The 15242-nt window shown below is 71.0% G+C and carries 14 protein-coding genes; 11 read left to right on the top strand and 3 right to left on the bottom strand.

Translation table 11 applies throughout. The features are described 5' to 3' along the window. Both AB0M59_RS52770 and AB0M59_RS52765 read left to right on the top strand, forming a co-directional pair. A partial coding sequence (locus tag AB0M59_RS52770) for a discoidin domain-containing protein (RefSeq protein WP_364631785.1) occupies positions 1–1351 on the top strand: 1351 nt, incomplete at its 5' end. A 75-nt stretch (positions 1352–1426) separates the two neighbouring features. Next, the gene (locus tag AB0M59_RS52765) at positions 1427–2056 is read left to right on the top strand and encodes a class I SAM-dependent methyltransferase (protein WP_364631782.1); all 630 of its coding nucleotides are present in this window, start codon (positions 1427–1429) and stop codon (positions 2054–2056) included. 57 nt (positions 2057–2113) lie between these two features. On the opposite strand, the gene AB0M59_RS52760 is transcribed toward AB0M59_RS52765, so the two are convergent. Continuing rightward, positions 2114–3130: a S1 family peptidase gene (locus AB0M59_RS52760; protein ID WP_364631780.1), complete on the bottom strand. Its 1017-nt coding sequence runs from the start codon at positions 3128–3130 to the stop codon at positions 2114–2116. 739 nt (positions 3131–3869) lie between these two features. Next, positions 3870–4163 carry a GNAT family N-acetyltransferase gene (locus AB0M59_RS52755; RefSeq protein WP_364631778.1) on the bottom strand — a complete coding sequence of 98 codons (294 nt, stop codon included), beginning with the start codon at positions 4161–4163 and terminating at the stop codon, positions 3870–3872. Between the two features lie 143 nt (positions 4164–4306). Here AB0M59_RS52755 and AB0M59_RS52750 point away from each other — a divergent pair, with 143 nt between their 5' ends. The 7 genes from AB0M59_RS52750 to AB0M59_RS52720 are packed head-to-tail and all read left to right on the top strand — an operon-like array spanning position 4307 to position 11237. Beyond that, positions 4307–6469 carry a germacradienol/geosmin synthase gene (locus AB0M59_RS52750; RefSeq protein ID WP_364631791.1) on the top strand — a complete coding sequence of 721 codons (2163 nt, stop codon included), beginning with the start codon at positions 4307–4309 and terminating at the stop codon, positions 6467–6469. Positions 6470–6529: 60 nt separating this feature from the next. After that, positions 6530–7321 carry an MBL fold metallo-hydrolase gene (locus AB0M59_RS52745; RefSeq protein ID WP_364631776.1) on the top strand — a complete coding sequence of 264 codons (792 nt, stop codon included), beginning with the start codon at positions 6530–6532 and terminating at the stop codon, positions 7319–7321. After that, complete coding sequence (locus AB0M59_RS52740; RefSeq protein ID WP_364631774.1) at positions 7318–7911, top strand: VTT domain-containing protein; 594 nt, start codon at positions 7318–7320, stop codon at positions 7909–7911. The genes AB0M59_RS52745 and AB0M59_RS52740 overlap by 4 nt, the downstream gene beginning before the upstream one ends. Continuing rightward, a complete protein-coding gene (locus AB0M59_RS52735; protein ID WP_364631772.1) occupies positions 7908–10031 on the top strand; it encodes a phage holin family protein in 2124 nt (707 codons plus the stop codon). The genes AB0M59_RS52740 and AB0M59_RS52735 overlap by 4 nt, the downstream gene beginning before the upstream one ends. Next, entirely contained in the window at positions 10028–10258 is a 231-nt protein-coding gene (locus tag AB0M59_RS52730) for a glutaredoxin domain-containing protein (protein WP_364631769.1), read from the top strand. The genes AB0M59_RS52735 and AB0M59_RS52730 overlap by 4 nt, the downstream gene beginning before the upstream one ends. Next, on the top strand, positions 10255–10485 hold the full coding sequence (locus AB0M59_RS52725; protein WP_364631767.1) for a ferrous iron transport protein A: 231 nt from the start codon (positions 10255–10257) through the stop codon (positions 10483–10485). The genes AB0M59_RS52730 and AB0M59_RS52725 overlap by 4 nt, the downstream gene beginning before the upstream one ends. A gap of 2 nt (positions 10486–10487) precedes the next feature. After that, positions 10488–11237 carry a methyltransferase domain-containing protein gene (locus AB0M59_RS52720; protein WP_364631788.1) on the top strand — a complete coding sequence of 250 codons (750 nt, stop codon included), beginning with the start codon at positions 10488–10490 and terminating at the stop codon, positions 11235–11237. Here the strand turns inward: AB0M59_RS52720 and AB0M59_RS52715 are convergent. Beyond that, positions 11215–12009 (bottom strand): TetR/AcrR family transcriptional regulator C-terminal domain-containing protein, encoded by a 795-nt coding sequence (locus tag AB0M59_RS52715; RefSeq protein WP_364631764.1) that lies wholly within the window; start codon positions 12007–12009, stop codon positions 11215–11217. The genes AB0M59_RS52720 and AB0M59_RS52715 overlap by 23 nt on opposite strands. Positions 12010–12085: 76 nt before the next feature. Here AB0M59_RS52715 and AB0M59_RS52710 point away from each other — a divergent pair, with 76 nt between their 5' ends. Together AB0M59_RS52710 and AB0M59_RS52705 are read left to right on the top strand one after the other, a co-directional pair. Next, positions 12086–14359, top strand: a complete 2274-nt coding sequence (locus AB0M59_RS52710) for an excinuclease ABC subunit UvrA (protein WP_364631762.1) — start codon at positions 12086–12088, stop codon at positions 14357–14359. Further along, complete coding sequence (locus AB0M59_RS52705; protein ID WP_364631759.1) at positions 14356–15153, top strand: siderophore-interacting protein; 798 nt, start codon at positions 14356–14358, stop codon at positions 15151–15153. Before AB0M59_RS52710 ends, AB0M59_RS52705 begins: the two co-directional genes overlap by 4 nt. The last annotated feature ends 89 nt before the right edge of the window (positions 15154–15242 follow it).

Below are 15242 nucleotides of genomic sequence, written 5' to 3'. Positions count from 1 at the left end.
CAGCGACGAGCTGAAGCCCGGCACCAAGGTCTGGGTGCCGCGGGTGAAGAAGTACTTCGTCATGGAGGACGGCTGCGACGAGTGTTCCGACGACTGGAACAGCGCGGGCCCGAACGGCGGCCCCGGCCTGCGCCACATCGACCTCTGGCTCGGCGGCAAGGGCGGCAGCGCCTTCGACGCGATCGACTGCGAAGACGCCCTCACGCACTACAACGCCGACAACACGCCGGTGATGGAGCCGGTGGTCGTCGACCCGCCGTCGAACGAGGACTACGACGCCACGCCGATCTTCAACACCAGCACGGGTGCGTGCTGGGGCGGCGCGCAGCCGAACACCACGGTCGGCCAGTACAAGAACAACTCCACCGGCACCTGTCTCGAAGCGCCGAGCAGCGGGACCACGCTGAAAGTGGCCGCCTGCACCGGAAGTGACGCCCAGCGCTTCACCTTCCATGGCGCGTTCCTCGTCATCAACGACAAGTGCGCGGGCATCTCCGGCAGCTCGATCGTGCTGCAGACCTGCACCGGCGGCCCGGCCCAGCAGTGGTCGATCAACCCCGACGGCACCATCTCCGACATCCAGACGAGCAAGAAGTGCTTCCGTGCCTCGGGCACGACGCTCACCGCGGGCAGTTGCTCCGGCACCCAGGCCCGCTGGACGTTCACCGCGGCCGGCAGCAGTTCGGGGCTCAGCGTGACGCCGTCGGCGGTTTCGGTCGCGCCGGGCGCTTCGGCGACGGCCACCGTCACCGCCACGGACGCCGTCACGCTGTCCGCGAGCGGCGCTCCCGCGGGCGTCACCGTGTCGTTCTCCCCGGCGTCGGTGCCGGCCGGCGGAACCTCGGCCGTCACGGTCGCCGCCGCCGCGAACGCCGCCCCCGGCTCCGCGACGGTCACGATCACGGGAGGGACGAAGACCGCTTCGCTCGGCGTGACGATCACAGGGGGCGCCGAGTCCCTGCTCTCCCAGGGCAAGACCGCGACGGCGTCATCGACGGAGTCGTCGTCCTACCCGGCGAGCGCGGCCTTCGACGGCAACCTGACCAGCACGCGCTGGGCGTCGAAGGAAGGCTCGGCGAGCGAGTGGCTGCGCGTCGACCTCGGCGCCGCGAAGCAGGTGTCGCACGTCAAGCTGAGCTGGGAAGCCGCGTACGGGAAGGCGTACAGCATCCAGACGTCGGCCGACGGCACGAACTGGACGACGATCTACAGCACCACGACCGGCAACGGCGCCACCGACGACCTCACCGGCCTGGCCGGCAGCGGCCGCTACGTGCGGATGAACGGCGTCACGCGCGGGACGTCGTACGGCTACTCGCTGTACGAGATGCAGGTGTACGGCACGGCCTGAGTTGCCGGATCGGCAACGTGATTTGCCTCTTCGGTGACGTCTTCCGCATGCTGGGGACGTCACCGAGGAGGAGCCATGCCCCACGCACACGACCAGCCCATGGTCGTCGAGAACATGCTCAAGCAAGAGTTCTGGGAAGCGATGTACCAGCGCGACGAGCACCGGATCTGGAGCGGGAACGTCAACACGAACCTCAGCTCCGAGGTCGAGGGGCTGACGCCCGGACGTGCGCTCGACCTCGGGTGCGGCGAAGGCGGCGACGCGATCTGGCTCGCGAAGCAGGGCTGGACGGTCGACGGCGCCGACATCTCGACCGTCGCACTGGCCCGGGCCGAGGCGGCGGGCAAGGAAGCCGGCGTGGACGTCCGCTGGCTGCACCGGGACATCCTGAAGTGGCAGCCGGAGGAGCAGTACGACCTGATCTCGGCGCAGTACATGCACCTGCCGCCGGACCTGCGCCGCGACGTCTTCACGGCGGCCGCGGCGGCGATCCGGCCGGGCGGCTCGCTGCTGGTCGTCGGGCACTCGCCGAAGGCCATGCGGGAGTTCGACGGCCAGAAGCCGCCGGAGGAGCTGTACTTCGAGCCGGAAGAGATCACCACCTACCTCGGCGACGCGTGGCAGTGGCTGGTCGAGACGTGCGAGACGCGCGGCGAGGGGCACCACACCGACGCCGTCTACCGCGCGAAGCGGCTCGAAGCATGAGAAAGGCCCCCTGTCACGCGCCCTCGACGCGTGTGACAGGGGGCCTTCGCGCAACTATCAGGCGAGCTCGAGGCCGTAAGCCTGCAGCTCCAGGGTGAGCGGGTAGAAGTAGCTGGTCACGGTGTCGCCGCCGGACAGCGTGCCCAGGCCCTTCGAACCGTCGTACGCCGGGCCGCCCGAGTCACCGTGGTCGGTGTGCGCGGTGGTGCCGAACTCGTGGTTCAGGACGCCGACGTCGAAGTTGACCGACTCGTCGACCGAGGTGACCTCGCCGCTGCCGCCACCGGTGGTCGAGCCCTGCTTCTGCATCTGCTCGCCGACGGTCGGCTCCGCGGCGCTGGTGATCGCCTGGCCGGTGTTGATCTCGCCGGGGCCGGAGCCGTTCGGGCGGGTCAGTAGGCCGGAGTCGGCTCCCGGGCAGTCGCTCTCGACGACCTGTGCGCCGGAGACGTCGCCGCCGGCCCAGGTGCCGCCCAGGTTGGTGCAGTGGCCCGCGGTGAGCAGGAACGGCGAACCGCCACGCGTCACGTTGAAGCCGAGCGAGCAGCGGCCCTGGCTGTTCTGGATCGCGTCGCCGTCCTGGATGTGCAGCTCGAGCTTGCCGGTGCGGTGCTCGACGCGGACGCTGTCGCCGTACTTCGCGGCGGCCGCGCCGACCTTGTCGGCGGTCTCCTTGCTGGCCGCGTCGTAGACCTTCACGACGACCTGGTTGGTCTTGGTGTCGATGCCCCACGCGGTCTGCGGAACGTTCTTCACCGCGTCCAGCTGGTTCTTGACGCCGGTGAGCGCGGCGAAGGTGTGCTTGACCTTCTTCGCGGTCAGGCCGGCGGCCTGCACCTTCTGCACGGACGCGTCGTCGGTCACGGTGACGACGGCCTTGCCGTTCTCCAGGTAGATGCCACCGGACGTGGCACCCAGGGTGCTCGCCACCTGCGTGGCGTTGCTGACGGCGTTGGCCTGCATCTCGGAGAAGGCCAGTGGGGACGCAGTGGCCGCCGACGCGCACACGCCGGAAGTCAGCGCGGCGGCCGACAAGACGGCGAAGGTCTTGAGGGCGGTTTTCCGGGGAGTCATCAACTTCCTCCAGGTTGCCGGTTCGAAGCCTGCGCCGGTCACTTTCGTTGCCGGGCAACCAACGCACCACCGACGAAGGTTGGTTAATAACCAATAGAATCGGACATACCTCACGTTCTGGACCCGTACGGCTCAGCGACGTTGGTGCGTTCGGCGTAACAAAAGCCCGGTCGGGGGTGGGGCGAGATCGGCGGACCGGGCGGTTGAAACGTCTTGAATGAGTCATTCAGGACGCTGGACGCCCTGAATGACTCATTCAAGACGTTTCGGCGCTGCGCGGGGTGCGGTGCCCGGGGGCCTGCGGCGCTCGGTTGGCGAGGCGGGCGCGGGAGGGAACCGCGTATCCCAGGCGGTCCGGCCTGCGGCGCGGCAGGTGACAGGCGGCGCGGCGGGCGGCAAGGCGGGACAACCGGCGCGGCAGTTGACAGGCTGCGCGACGGGCGGCAAGGCGGGACAACCGGCGCGGCGGCAGCGCGGCGGGTCCGTGCGGCGGGGCAGGACGGCCGGCCAACGGCAGCGCGGCGGGCACGGACGGCGCAGCGGGATAGCCGGGCCAACGGCAATGCGGTGGGCATTGGCGGCGTGGCAGGACAGCCGACCGGCGCGCGGCGGGCACGGGTGGCCGCGCGGCAGGCGGCAGGCGGCGCAGCGGGCAGCCGGGTGGTGCTGAAAGGTCTTGAATGAGTCATTCAAGACCTCGGACGCCCTGAATGACTCATTCAAGACGTCCGAGCCACCCTCAGCCCTTCGGCCAGCGAACGTGGTCCTCGTACCCCGGGTTCTTCTTCAGATATCCGGCGATGAAGGGGCAAACCGGCACGATCGTCCTGCCCTTGGCGACGACGTCGTCCAGCGCGCCGGCCGCCAGCACCTTGCCCAAGCCCTGCCCCGCGAACGCGTCGTCGACCTCGGTGTGGGTGAACACGGTCAGTTCGCCGCGCACGTCGTACATCGCGAACCCCGCCAGCTTCTCGTCCGCCCAGACCTCGTAGCGGTCCTCGTCGGGGTTGTCGACCACTCGGGTCTCGGTCATCGGCTCTCCTCCGTCGCTGGGCCGGCCGGGGGAAGCGCCCGACCCGTTCGTGTGCAACCGCGCCTGCTCCCCTTGGCGGGCACCCGCGTCTTTGGTTGCCTCACGGGGTGCCTCAGCAGCCGTTCGTCCTCCCCGAGTTCTACATGCCCTACCCGGCGCGGGTGAACCCGCACCTCGAGCAGGCCCGCGCGCACAGCAAGGCGTGGGCGTACGGGATGGACATGGTCGACGTCCCGCAGCACGGCACGGTGATCTGGGACGAGCACGACCTCGACTCCCACGACTACGCGCTGCTCTGCGCCTACACCCACCCGGACGCCGGCGCGGACGAGCTCGACCTGATCACCGACTGGTACGTCTGGGTCTTCTACTTCGACGACCACTTCCTCGAGCTGTACAAGCGCACCGGCGACATCGACAGCGCGCGCACCTACCTCGACCGGCTCGACCTGTTCATGCCCGCCGAAGGCGAGATCACCGCGACGCCGGAGAACCCGGTCGAGCGCGGCCTGACCGACCTGTGGAACCGGACGATCCCGCACCGCTCGGCCGGCTGGCGGCGCCGGTTCGTCGAGAGCACGAAGGCGCTGCTGGAAGAGTCGTTGTGGGAACTGGCCAACATCAACGAAGGCCGGCTCGCCAACCCCATCGAGTACGTCGAGATGCGGCGGAAGGTCGGTGGCGCGCCGTGGTCGGCGAACCTCGTCGAGCACTCGGTGCACGCCGAGGTGCCGGACGAGATCGCCGCGTCGCGGCCGATGGAGGTCCTGCGCGACTGCTTCGCCGACAGCGTCCACCTGCGCAACGACCTCTTCTCCTACCAGCGGGAGGTGCAGGACGAAGGCGAGCTGTCCAACGGCGTGCTCGTGTTCGAGAAGTTCCTCGGCCTCACCACGCAGGAGGCGGCCGACGCCGTCAACGACCTCATCACCTCCCGGCTGCACCAGTTCGAGCACACCGCGCTCACCGAGGTGCCCGGGCTGTTCGACGAGCACGGCGTCGACCCGGCGGCCCGCGCGGCGACGTTCGCCTACGTCAAGGGGTTGCAGGACTGGCAGTCCGGCGGCCACGAGTGGCACCTGCGGTCCAGCCGGTACATGAACGAGGGGGCGCTCGCCGGCCGCGGCGGCCCGGAGCTGGGTGGCGCGAGCGGCCTCGGGACGTCCGCCGCGCGCATCTTCACCTCGGTGCTCGCGACGGCGCCGCAGCGGCTGCGGTCCTTTTCGAACACGCCGTTCCGGACGGTTTCGCCGCCGCGGCCGTCCCTCGAGATGCCGTTCCCGCTGCGGCTGAGCCCGCACCTGGACGCGTGCCGGGTGCGCAACGTCGACTGGGCGCGGCGGACGGGCCTGCTCGACGGCGTGGTGTGGGACGAGCGGCGGCTGCGTGCGGCCGACCTGCCGCTGTGCGCGGCGGGCATCCACCCGGACGCGACAGCCGATGCCCTCGACGTCACCAGCGACTGGCTGACCTGGGGAACGTACGCCGACGACTACTACCCGATGGTGTTCGGCGCGACGCGCGACCTGGCCGCGGCGAAGGCGTGCAACCTGCGCCTGTCGTCGGTCATGGACGGTGCGGCACCTTCGACACCGTTGGAAGCGGGCCTCGCCGACGTCTGGGTGCGGACGACGGCGGACATGCCCCCGGAGAACCGGCGCGCGGTGCGCCGGGCGGTCGACACGATGACGTCGAGCTGGCTGTGGGAGCTGGCGAACCAGGCCCAGAACCGCATCCCGGACCCGATCGACTACATCGAGATGCGGCGCCGGACGTTCGGCTCGGACCTCACGATGAGCCTGTCCCGGTTCTCGCACGGGCGCGCGGTGCCGGCGGCGCTGTACCGGACGCGGCCGGTGCAGGCGATCGAGCACTCGGCGACCGACTACGCGTGCTTCGTGAACGACGTCTACTCGTACCGCAAGGAGATCCAGTACGAGGGCGAGCTGCACAACGCGGTGCTGGTGGTGCGCAACTTCCTCGACTGTCCTGAGGAACGCGCGTTCGAGGTGGTGAACGACCTCATGGCGGCCCGTCTGGCGGAGTTCGGGCACGCGGCGACGATCGAGTTGCCGGCGCTGCTGCGCGACTACGACGTGGCGCCGGACGTGCGGGAGATGCTGCTGGGCTACGTCCAGGAGTTCCGCGACTGGATGGCGGGGATCGTGAACTGGCACGAGAACGTCGGGCGGTACACGGAGGCGGAGCTGAACTACCACCCGGCCGCGGCGAACGTCCTCGGCGGGCCGACGGGGATCGGGACGTCGTCGCTGCGGATCTCGTCCCTGCTGCCCGCCGGTCGCTGAGGGCGTCGTTCGCGCCACTCCGCCGGGCATTCGCCGGAGGAGGGGGCGATACTCGACAGCGTGAGCGGCTTCAGCCTGCGTTTCCTCGGCCATTCGACGGTCCGGCTCGAACTCGGTGGCCGGGTGGTCCTGACCGATCCCGTGCTCACCGCACGCGTCGGCGGGCTCAGCCGGGTCGTGCCGCCGCCACCGCGGGAAAGCTACGCGGACGTCGACCTCGTGCTGCTCTCGCACCTGCACGGCGACCACCTGCACATGCCCTCCCTCAGGCTGCTCGGCAAGCGCACCCGCATCGTCGTCCCGCGCGGGGCCGGGGCCTGGCTCGCCAAGAAGGGCTTCGAGAACGTCGAGGAGATCGCCCCGGGCGAAACCGTCACCGAGGGCGCGCTGGAAGTCACCGCCACGAAGGCCGTCCACTCCGGACACCGCTGGGGCCCGCGGCTCACCCACGGCCCCCAGAGCCCCGCGATCGGACACCTGATCGCCACCGGGGACGCGAAGATCTACAACGCCGGCGACACCGACCTCTTCGACGGGATGGCGGACTTCGGCCCGGTCGACGTCGCCCTGCTGCCCGTCTGGGGCTGGGGGCCGAACCTCGGGCCGGGTCACCTGGACCCGGCCCGCGCCGCGAAAGCCGCCGGACTCGTCCAGGCCCGCGCCGTCGTCCCGGTCCACTGGGGCACCCTCGCCGTCCCCGGCATCCGGCGCACCGCCCGGATGCGGCGGCTGCTCGCCGATCCGCCGCGGGTGTTCGCCGCCGAGATCGGCAAGCAGGAAATCGCCACTGAAGTCCTGTTCACCGAGCCCGGCGCCGACGTCGTGCTCCCCGCCCGTGAGGACCGCGCGTGAACTGGACCGACCCGGCGGCCATCGGGTACCCGGCCCTGTTCGGCGGCGTGCTGCTCGGCTCGATCATCCCGATCGTGCCGACCGGCGCGGTGGTCGGCGCCGCGGCCGCCGTCGCGACCACCACCGACCACCTGTCCTTGCCGCTGGTCATCGTCCTGGCCACGCTCGGCGCGTACGTCGGCGACGTCGTGACGTTCGGGATCCCGCGCCTCGGCAGCGAAGCCGCGTTCCGCTGGATCAGCCGCCGCCAGCCCGCCGAACGGCTGAAGAAGGCCCGCGACCAGTTCGCGCGCCGCGGCTGGCAGCTCGTCGTGATCGGCAGGCTCGTCCCGGCCGGCCGGATCCCGGTGCTCCTGGCCGCCGCCGCGCTGAGCTACCCATGGCGGCGGCTGCTGCCCGCCGCGCTCCTCGCGTGCGTGCTCTGGGCGGGCGCGTACAGCTTGCTCGGCATCCTCAGCGGGGGCATCTTCGACTCACCGATCATCGCGACCGTGCTGGCGACGGTGCTGGTCCTGCTGGTCACGGTGCTGATGAACCTGATCGCCCGGTGGCGGCGCAAGGCCAAGGAGAAGACGGGAGAGCGAGTGTGACGACGTCCGCGCCGAAGGGCCGGCTGCTGCGCCGCGGCCGGGCCGTCGCCCGCATCCTGCTGGTGTGGGCCGCGGTGACCGGCGCGCTGCGCCTGCTCGACGTCCTCCTGCCCGGCTTCCGGATGACGCACTGGTGGCAGCCGACGGTGTGCGCGCTGCTGCTCGGCCTGCTCGCCGGGGTCGGCTGGCCGCTGGTCATGCGCATCGCCTACCCGCTGGCGTTCTTCACCTTCGGCCTCTTCGGCTTCCTGCTGCTCGGCGCGGGCACGCTCGCCGTGTTCCGCACCGTGCCCGGCGTCGAGGTCGCCGACTTCCGCAGCGCGGTGCTCGTCACGCTCGGCATGGCCGCCGTCGGCGTGCTCATTTCGACGGCGCTGGCCATCGACGAGGACGAGATCTTCTTCCGCCGCGCCGCCCGGCGCCGCCGTCGCCACACGCCCGAGCCGGGCGTCGCCGAACAGCCGCCCGGCGTGGTCTTCCTGCAGATCGACGGCCTCGGCTTCGACACCGTCCGCCGCGCGATCCGCGACGGCGACATGCCGACGTTCGCCGCGTGGCTCGCCGAAGGCAGCCACACGCTGACGCCGTGGCACACCGACTGGAGCTCGCAGACCGGGGCGAGCGTCTGCGGCATCCTGCACGGCTCCAACCACGACATCCTCGGCTTCCGCTGGTACGAAAAGGACCGCGACCACGTGATGGCGTGCGCGCACCCGACCGACGCGGCCGAGATCGAACGGCGCCACTCCGACGGGCAGGGCCTGCTCTCCGGCGGCGGCGCGAGCCACGGGAACCTGTTCTCCGGCGACGCCGACCACGTCAGCCTCACCATGAGCTCGATCCCCGTGCTGGTGCCGAAGAACCTGCGCCACCGCCGTCGCGACCGGCTCGGCGCGGGCTACTACGCCTACTTCGCGAACCCGGTCAACGCGCTGCGCACGTTCGTCGTCGCGCTCGCCGACGTCTTCCGCGAAATCAACGCGTCGGTGCGCCAGCGCCGCGCGGGCGTCGTGCCGCGGGTCCCGCGCGGCGGCTGGTACCCCCTCGCGCGGCCGGGCACGACGGTGATCGCGCGCGACGTCGTCGTCTCGGCGATCCTCGGCGACATGCTGGCCGGGCGGCCGGTGGTGTACGCGGACTTCCTCGGCTACGACGAGGTCGCGCACCACTCCGGCATCGAGCGGTTCGACACGCTGTCGGTGCTGCGCTCGATCGACCAGCAGATCGCGCGGCTGCACCGGGCGAGCCGGCTGGCGCCGCGCCGCTACCACGTCGTCGCGTTGTCGGACCACGGCCAGACCCAGGGGCAGGCGTTCTCGGAACGGTTCGGCGAGACGATCGAGGCTTACGTCGGGCGGATGTGCGGCGGTTCGCCGACTGCGTCCGCGTCTTCGGGCAGGCGGCGGCAGGCCGAGAGCTGGCAGATCAACGCGGCGCTGGCGGAGGCGACGAAGAGCGGCGGCCTGATCGCGCGCCGGCTGCGCGCCCGGGTGGAGGACGCGGAGTGCGCCGACGACCGGCCGCGCACGACGTCCGGCTCCCCCGGCGCGGTGACCCGCGTGGCACCGGGTGTGGTGGCGGTCGTGTCCGGGCACGTCGCGATGGTGTCGTTCACCGAGCACGACGGCCGCGTCGAGCTGGAGACGATCGAGCGCGAGTTCCCCGACCTGCTGCCGTCGCTGGTCGACCACCCCGGCGTCGGGTTCCTGCTGGTGCGCAGCCGCGAGTTCGGCCCGGTGGTCCTGGGCCGCGACGGGCTGCACCGGCTGGTGACGGGGGTCGTCATCGGCGAAGACCCCCTGCTGCCGTACGGCCCGCACGCGGCGGACCTGGTCCGGCGGGTCGACACGTTCCCGCACTGCGCGGACGTGATGATCAACAGCCGCTACGACCCGGAATCGGACCAGTCCTCCCCGTTCGAGACGCACGTCGGCTCGCACGGCGGGCTCGGCGGGCCGCAGCAGCGCGGTTTCGTCGTGCACCCGCGGGAGCTGCCGCCGCTCGGCGAGGTCGTCGGGGCGGAGGCGCTGCACCGGGTGTTCCGCGGGTGGCTGACGGAGCTGGGGCACCCCTCGCCCGCCCCGGCGGAAACCCCTGTCGTTTCGGAGGTCGCTTCATGAGCTTGACGGTGTACGGCGCTTCCTGGTGTCCGGATGTCAAGCGCAGCCGCGCTTTGCTCGACCGGGAGGGCGTCGATTACTCCTATGTGGACGTCGAAGCCGACGCGGCGGCCGAGCGCCGGGTCCGCGAGCTGCAGGACGGCGCGCGCCGGATTCCCACGATCGTGTGGGACGACGGCACGTTCCTGGTCGAGCCGTCCGACGACGAGTTGAGCGCGCGGCTGTGAAGCTGCTGCGGGAACTGCCGCTCGGCACGCGGGTGGTCGTCCGCTACCGCATCGACGGCGGGTTCACCGACGCCCTCGGGAACCTCGTCGCCCGGGACGAAACCACCTGCACGGTGGACACCCGGCGCGGGCCGGTCGTGGTGGCGTTCGACGCCGTCTCCCTCGCCAAGCCCGTGCCCCCGCCGCCCGTGCGGAAATCGGGTGGCGGCCCGCCACCGGCCCTGTGACCATCGGGGGCGTGTTCGACGAACTGGTCGCCGAAGCCGAAGCGGTGTCCGTCGACGGCTGGGACTTCTCCTGGCTCGACGGACGCGCCACCGAGGCGCGCCCCTCGTGGGGTTATCAGCGGCTGCTGGGCGAAAAGCTCGAGAGCGTCCACGCCGCGCTCGACCTCGAAACCGGCGGGGGTGAGGTCCTCGACGGCTGCCCGTCACTCCCTCCGCTGATGGCCGCCACGGAGTCGTGGCCACCGAACGTCGCCAGGGCAAGCGCTCGCTTGCGGCCGCGCGGCGTTGTCGTCGTGGCCACCGAGGACATCCCCTTCGGCGACGACGTGTTCGACCTCGTCTCCAGCCGCCACCCGGTGACGACCGCGTGGGCGGAGATCGCCCGCGTCCTGCGGCCCGGGGGGAGCTACTTCTCCCAGCAGGTCGGGCCGGCGAGCGTGTTCGAGCTGGTCGAGTTCTTCCTGGGCCCGCAGCCGGACCACGTCCGCAACGGGCGGCACCCCGACCAAGCCGTCGACGAAGCGACGAAGGCGGGCCTGGACGTCATCGATCTGCGGTCGGAGTCCCTGCGCACCGAGTTCTGCGACATCGGCGCGGTGGTCTACTTCCTGCGCAAGGTGATCTGGATGGTCCCGGGGTTCACGGTCGAGCAGTACCGCGGCAAGCTGCGAGAGCTGCACGAAAAGATCGAGCGCGACGGCCCGTTCGCCGCCCACACGACCCGGTTCCTCATCGAGGCCCGGAAGCCTTGACGATCGCCGCCTCGACGCCGTCCAACAGCAGCTCCAAGCCCGCTTCGAACGACAGCCGGGCTTCGCGCTCCAAGTAAGGCTCGTCGGACGGCGAAGCTTCGACCGACGAGCCCAGCCGCGCCACCGTCGGGAAACGGGCCGTCAGGTCGGGGACCAGCTCTCTGAGCAACGCCGACCGGGCGTACCACCAGTCCTCTTCGGATAGTCCCGTTTCCCGCGCCGCCTGGCGGGATTCCGCCGCCGCCTGGACCGAGCCTCGGACGACGTTGAACAGCGCCGACACCACCCAGCGGACCCGCGACAGCGGCAACCCCGTGGATGCCAGCACCGAAAGCAGCGTCTCCTGCACGTGGAACTCCCCCGGCCCGAGCACCGGGCGCGCCGGCGAGACCTGCAGGAGCCACGGGTGGCGCAGGTGCAGGTCCCACAGCGCATCGGCCAGCGACAGCGCCGCCGAACGCCAGCCATCGGAAGGGGAAAAAGACGAAGGCAGCTCGCCCAGCGTCCGGTCGTACATGAGGTCGACCAGCTCGGTCTTGCCCGGCACGTACGTGTAGAGCGCCATCGCCGTGCGGCCGAGCCGTTCGCCGACCGAGCGCATCGACAGCGACGCCATGCCGTCGGCGTCGGCGATGTCGATCGCCGCCGCGACGATCGCTTCGACGGACAGGCCCGGCTTGGGCCCCGGGCCGGTGCGCGGCGCGACCACGCGCGGCCCCCACAGCAGCTCCATGGACCGGCGGGCGTCGCCCTGACCCGCGAAGACGACCACCTTGCCGACTCCTTACACCCTAAAGTAATGTACGATGGACAATCACTTTACAGCCTAAACTATCAAGAAGGACGGTATGACCTCACCCAGGCGGGCCGCCGACACCCACGACGTGATCGAGGTCCGGGGAGCCCGGGAGAACAACCTGACCGGCGTCGATCTCGACATCCCGAAGCGCCGGCTCACGGTGTTCACGGGCGTGTCCGGCTCCGGCAAGTCGTCCCTGGTCTTCGGCACCATCGCGGCCGAGTCCCAGCGGCTGATCAACGAGACCTACAGCGCCTTCCTCCAGTCGTTCATGCCGAACCTCTCGCGCCCGGACGTCGACCTGCTGGAGAATCTCAGCGCGGCCATCGTCGTCGACCAGGAGCGGATGGGCGCCAACTCGCGCTCCACGGTCGGCACCGCGACCGACGCCTACGCGATGTTGCGGATCGCCTTCTCGCGGCTCGGCGAACCGCACGTCGGCACGTCCGGCGCGTTCAGCTTCAACCTGCCCGAGGGCATGTGCCCGGCCTGCGAGGGCCTCGGCCGGGTGTCGGACCTCGACGTCCACGCCCTGCTCGACTTCGACCGGTCGCTGCACGACGGCGCGATCCTCGTGCCCGGCTTCACGCCGGACAACTGGTACGTGCAGACCTACCTCTCGTGCGGCTTCTTCGATCCGGACACGAAGATCCGCGACTTCACGCCCCAGCAGCTCGATGACCTGCTGCACAAAGGCCCGTGCAAGGTGAAGGTCGGCAAGACCAACATCACCTACGAAGGCCTCGCGGTGAAGGTCCGGCGGCTCTACCTGCAGAGGGACACGGAGTCGCTGCAGCCGCGCATGCGCGGGTTCATCGAGCAGGCCGCGACCTTCAAGACCTGCGACGCGTGCGGTGGCGCCCGGCTGAACCGGGCCGCACTATCGGCCAAGATCGACGGCAAGAACATCGCCGACTGCGCCGCCCTGCAGATCAGCGACCTCGCCGAGTTCGTCCGGAACCTCGACGCGCCGTCGATCCGGCCGCTGCTGGGCAACCTGCGCGACACGCTCGACTCGCTGGTCGAGATCGGCCTCGGCTACCTGTCCCTCGACCGCGAGTCCGCGACGCTCTCGGGCGGCGAGGCGCAGCGGGTGAAGATGGTGCGGCACCTGGGATCCAGCCTCACCGACGTCACGTACGTCTTCGACGAGCCGACCGTCGGGCTGCACCCGCACGACATCGAGCGGATGAACAACCTGCTCCTCTGCCTGCGGGACAAGGGGAACACGATCCTGGTCGTCGAGCACAAGCCGGAGACCATCCGGATCGCCGACCACGTCGTCGACCTCGGCCCCGGCGCGGGGACCGACGGCGGCCGGCTCTGCTACACCGGGAGCGTCGACGGCCTGCGCGCCTCCGGCACGCTCACCGGCCGCCACTTCGACCACCGCGTGACACTCCGGGAAGAGGTCCGCACCCCGTCCGGGCACATAGCCATCACCGGCGCGAAGCTGCACAACCTGCGTGACGTCAGCGTGGACGTCCCGCTCGGCGTCCTGACCGTGGTCACCGGTGTGGCGGGCTCCGGGAAGTCGTCGCTGATCCACGGCTCCCTGGCGAACCGCGACGACGTCGTCGTGGTCGACCAGTCGGCGATCCGCGGGTCCCGCCGGTCCAACCCGGCGACCTACACCGGGTTGCTCGACTCGATCCGCACGGCGTTCGCCAAGGCCAACGGCGTCAAGGCGAGCCTGTTCAGCGCCAACTCCGAGGGCGCCTGCCCGCACTGCAAGGGCCTCGGCGTCATCTATACCGACCTGGCGATGATGGCCGGCGTCGCGTCGGTCTGCGAAGAGTGCGAGGGCAAGCGGTTCACGCCCAAGGTGCTGATGTTCGAGCTGCGCGGCAAGAACATCAGCGAAGTGCTGGCGATGCCCGTAGCCGAGGCGCGCGAGTTCTTCCCGTCCGGCACCCCGCGGCGCGTGCTCGACCGGCTCGCCGACGTCGGCCTCGGCTACCTGACGCTCGGGCAACCGCTCACCACGCTCTCCGGCGGCGAGCGGCAGCGGCTCAAGCTGGCCATCCGGATGGCCGAGAAGGGCTCGACCTACATCCTCGACGAGCCGACGACCGGCCTGCACCTCGCCGACGTCGACCAGCTCCTGGCGCTGCTCGACCGGATCGTCGACGCGGGCAACACGGTGATCGTCATCGAGCACCACCAAGCCGTGATGGCCCACGCCGACTGGCTGATCGACCTCGGCCCCGGCGCCGGGCACGACGGCGGCCGCGTGGTGTTCGAAGGGACCCCGGCCGCACTCGTGGCGGACGCCTCCACGCTCACCGCCTGCCACCTGCGCGAATACCTGGGGAAGCCGTGAACCCGACCGGGCTGCTCGAGGTGACCGCGGTGCGGCGGCCGACCCCGCGCACCGTGCGCGTCACGTTCACCGGCGCCGGGTTGCGCGAGCTGGAACCGTGGCCCGACCAGCAGCTCAAGCTCCTGTTCCCGCCACCGGGCCGCCCGGTGCGGCTGCCTTCTTCCGCCGCCGACGACGTCATGCGCTGGTACCAGGCGTACCTGGCGATCCCCGAGGACGAGCGCCCGGTGATGCGCAGCTACACGGTGCGCGGCCGGGACGGCGCGACGATCGACGTCGACTTCGTGCTGCACTCCGACGTGGCGTCCGACGGGCCGGCCACGAGCTGGGCCCGGCGAGCGGCCCCCGGTGACGTCCTCGGCCGCTACGGCCCGGATCCGGCCTACCGCCGCCCACTGTCCACAGCGGACACGGTCCTGCTGGCCGGGGACGAGACCGCGCTGCCCGCCATCGCGACCCTGCTGTCCGAAGTGGACAACGCGGTCGCGTTCGTGGAGGTGGCCGACGCGGCCGAGGAGCAACCACTGCCGGTCCACTGGCTGCACCGGGACGGCGCACCGCACGGAACCAAGCTGCTCGAAGCCGTGCGCGACGCCCCGCTCGGTCCGGGCGCGGCCGCTTGGCTCGCGGGGGAAGCCGGGATGGTGCGGGCACTGCGCCGCCACCTCGTGGGCGAGCGGGGACTCGACAAGGGCGTCATCGAGTTCACCGGCTACTGGCGGCGCGCGCTGACCCAGGACGACGCGCCGACATCGGACGACCTCGCCGACGCGCGCGAGAAACTGGGCGGCTAGTGGCAGACTCGCCCGGGTGCGCACGGAAGAGGCCTTGGCCGCGGCGGGCATCGACCCGGCTTCGGTGGTGGCGAGCGAGGACATCGGCG

It is taken from the genome of Amycolatopsis sp. NPDC051371, assembly GCF_040682155.1.
Taxonomy (GTDB): Bacteria; Actinomycetota; Actinomycetes; order Mycobacteriales; family Pseudonocardiaceae; genus Amycolatopsis.
This window is presented reverse-complemented; position numbering and strand designations above follow the sequence as displayed.

What these genes read in the sequence shown, in the direction of transcription:
- AB0M59_RS52765 (WP_364631782.1), top strand. Translation starts at nt 1,427, where the DNA reads ATGCCCCACGCACACGACCAGCCCATGGTCGTCGAGAACATGCTCAAG.
- AB0M59_RS52760 (WP_364631780.1), bottom strand. Translation starts at nt 3,130, where the DNA reads ATGACTCCCCGGAAAACCGCCCTCAAGACCTTCGCCGTCTTGTCGGCC.
- AB0M59_RS52755 (WP_364631778.1), bottom strand. Translation starts at nt 4,163, where the DNA reads ATGACCGAGACCCGAGTGGTCGACAACCCCGACGAGGACCGCTACGAG.
- AB0M59_RS52750 (WP_364631791.1), top strand. Translation starts at nt 4,307, where the DNA reads ATGCCCTACCCGGCGCGGGTGAACCCGCACCTCGAGCAGGCCCGCGCG.
- AB0M59_RS52730 (WP_364631769.1), top strand. Translation starts at nt 10,028, where the DNA reads ATGAGCTTGACGGTGTACGGCGCTTCCTGGTGTCCGGATGTCAAGCGC.
- AB0M59_RS52710 (WP_364631762.1), top strand. Translation starts at nt 12,086, where the DNA reads ATGACCTCACCCAGGCGGGCCGCCGACACCCACGACGTGATCGAGGTC.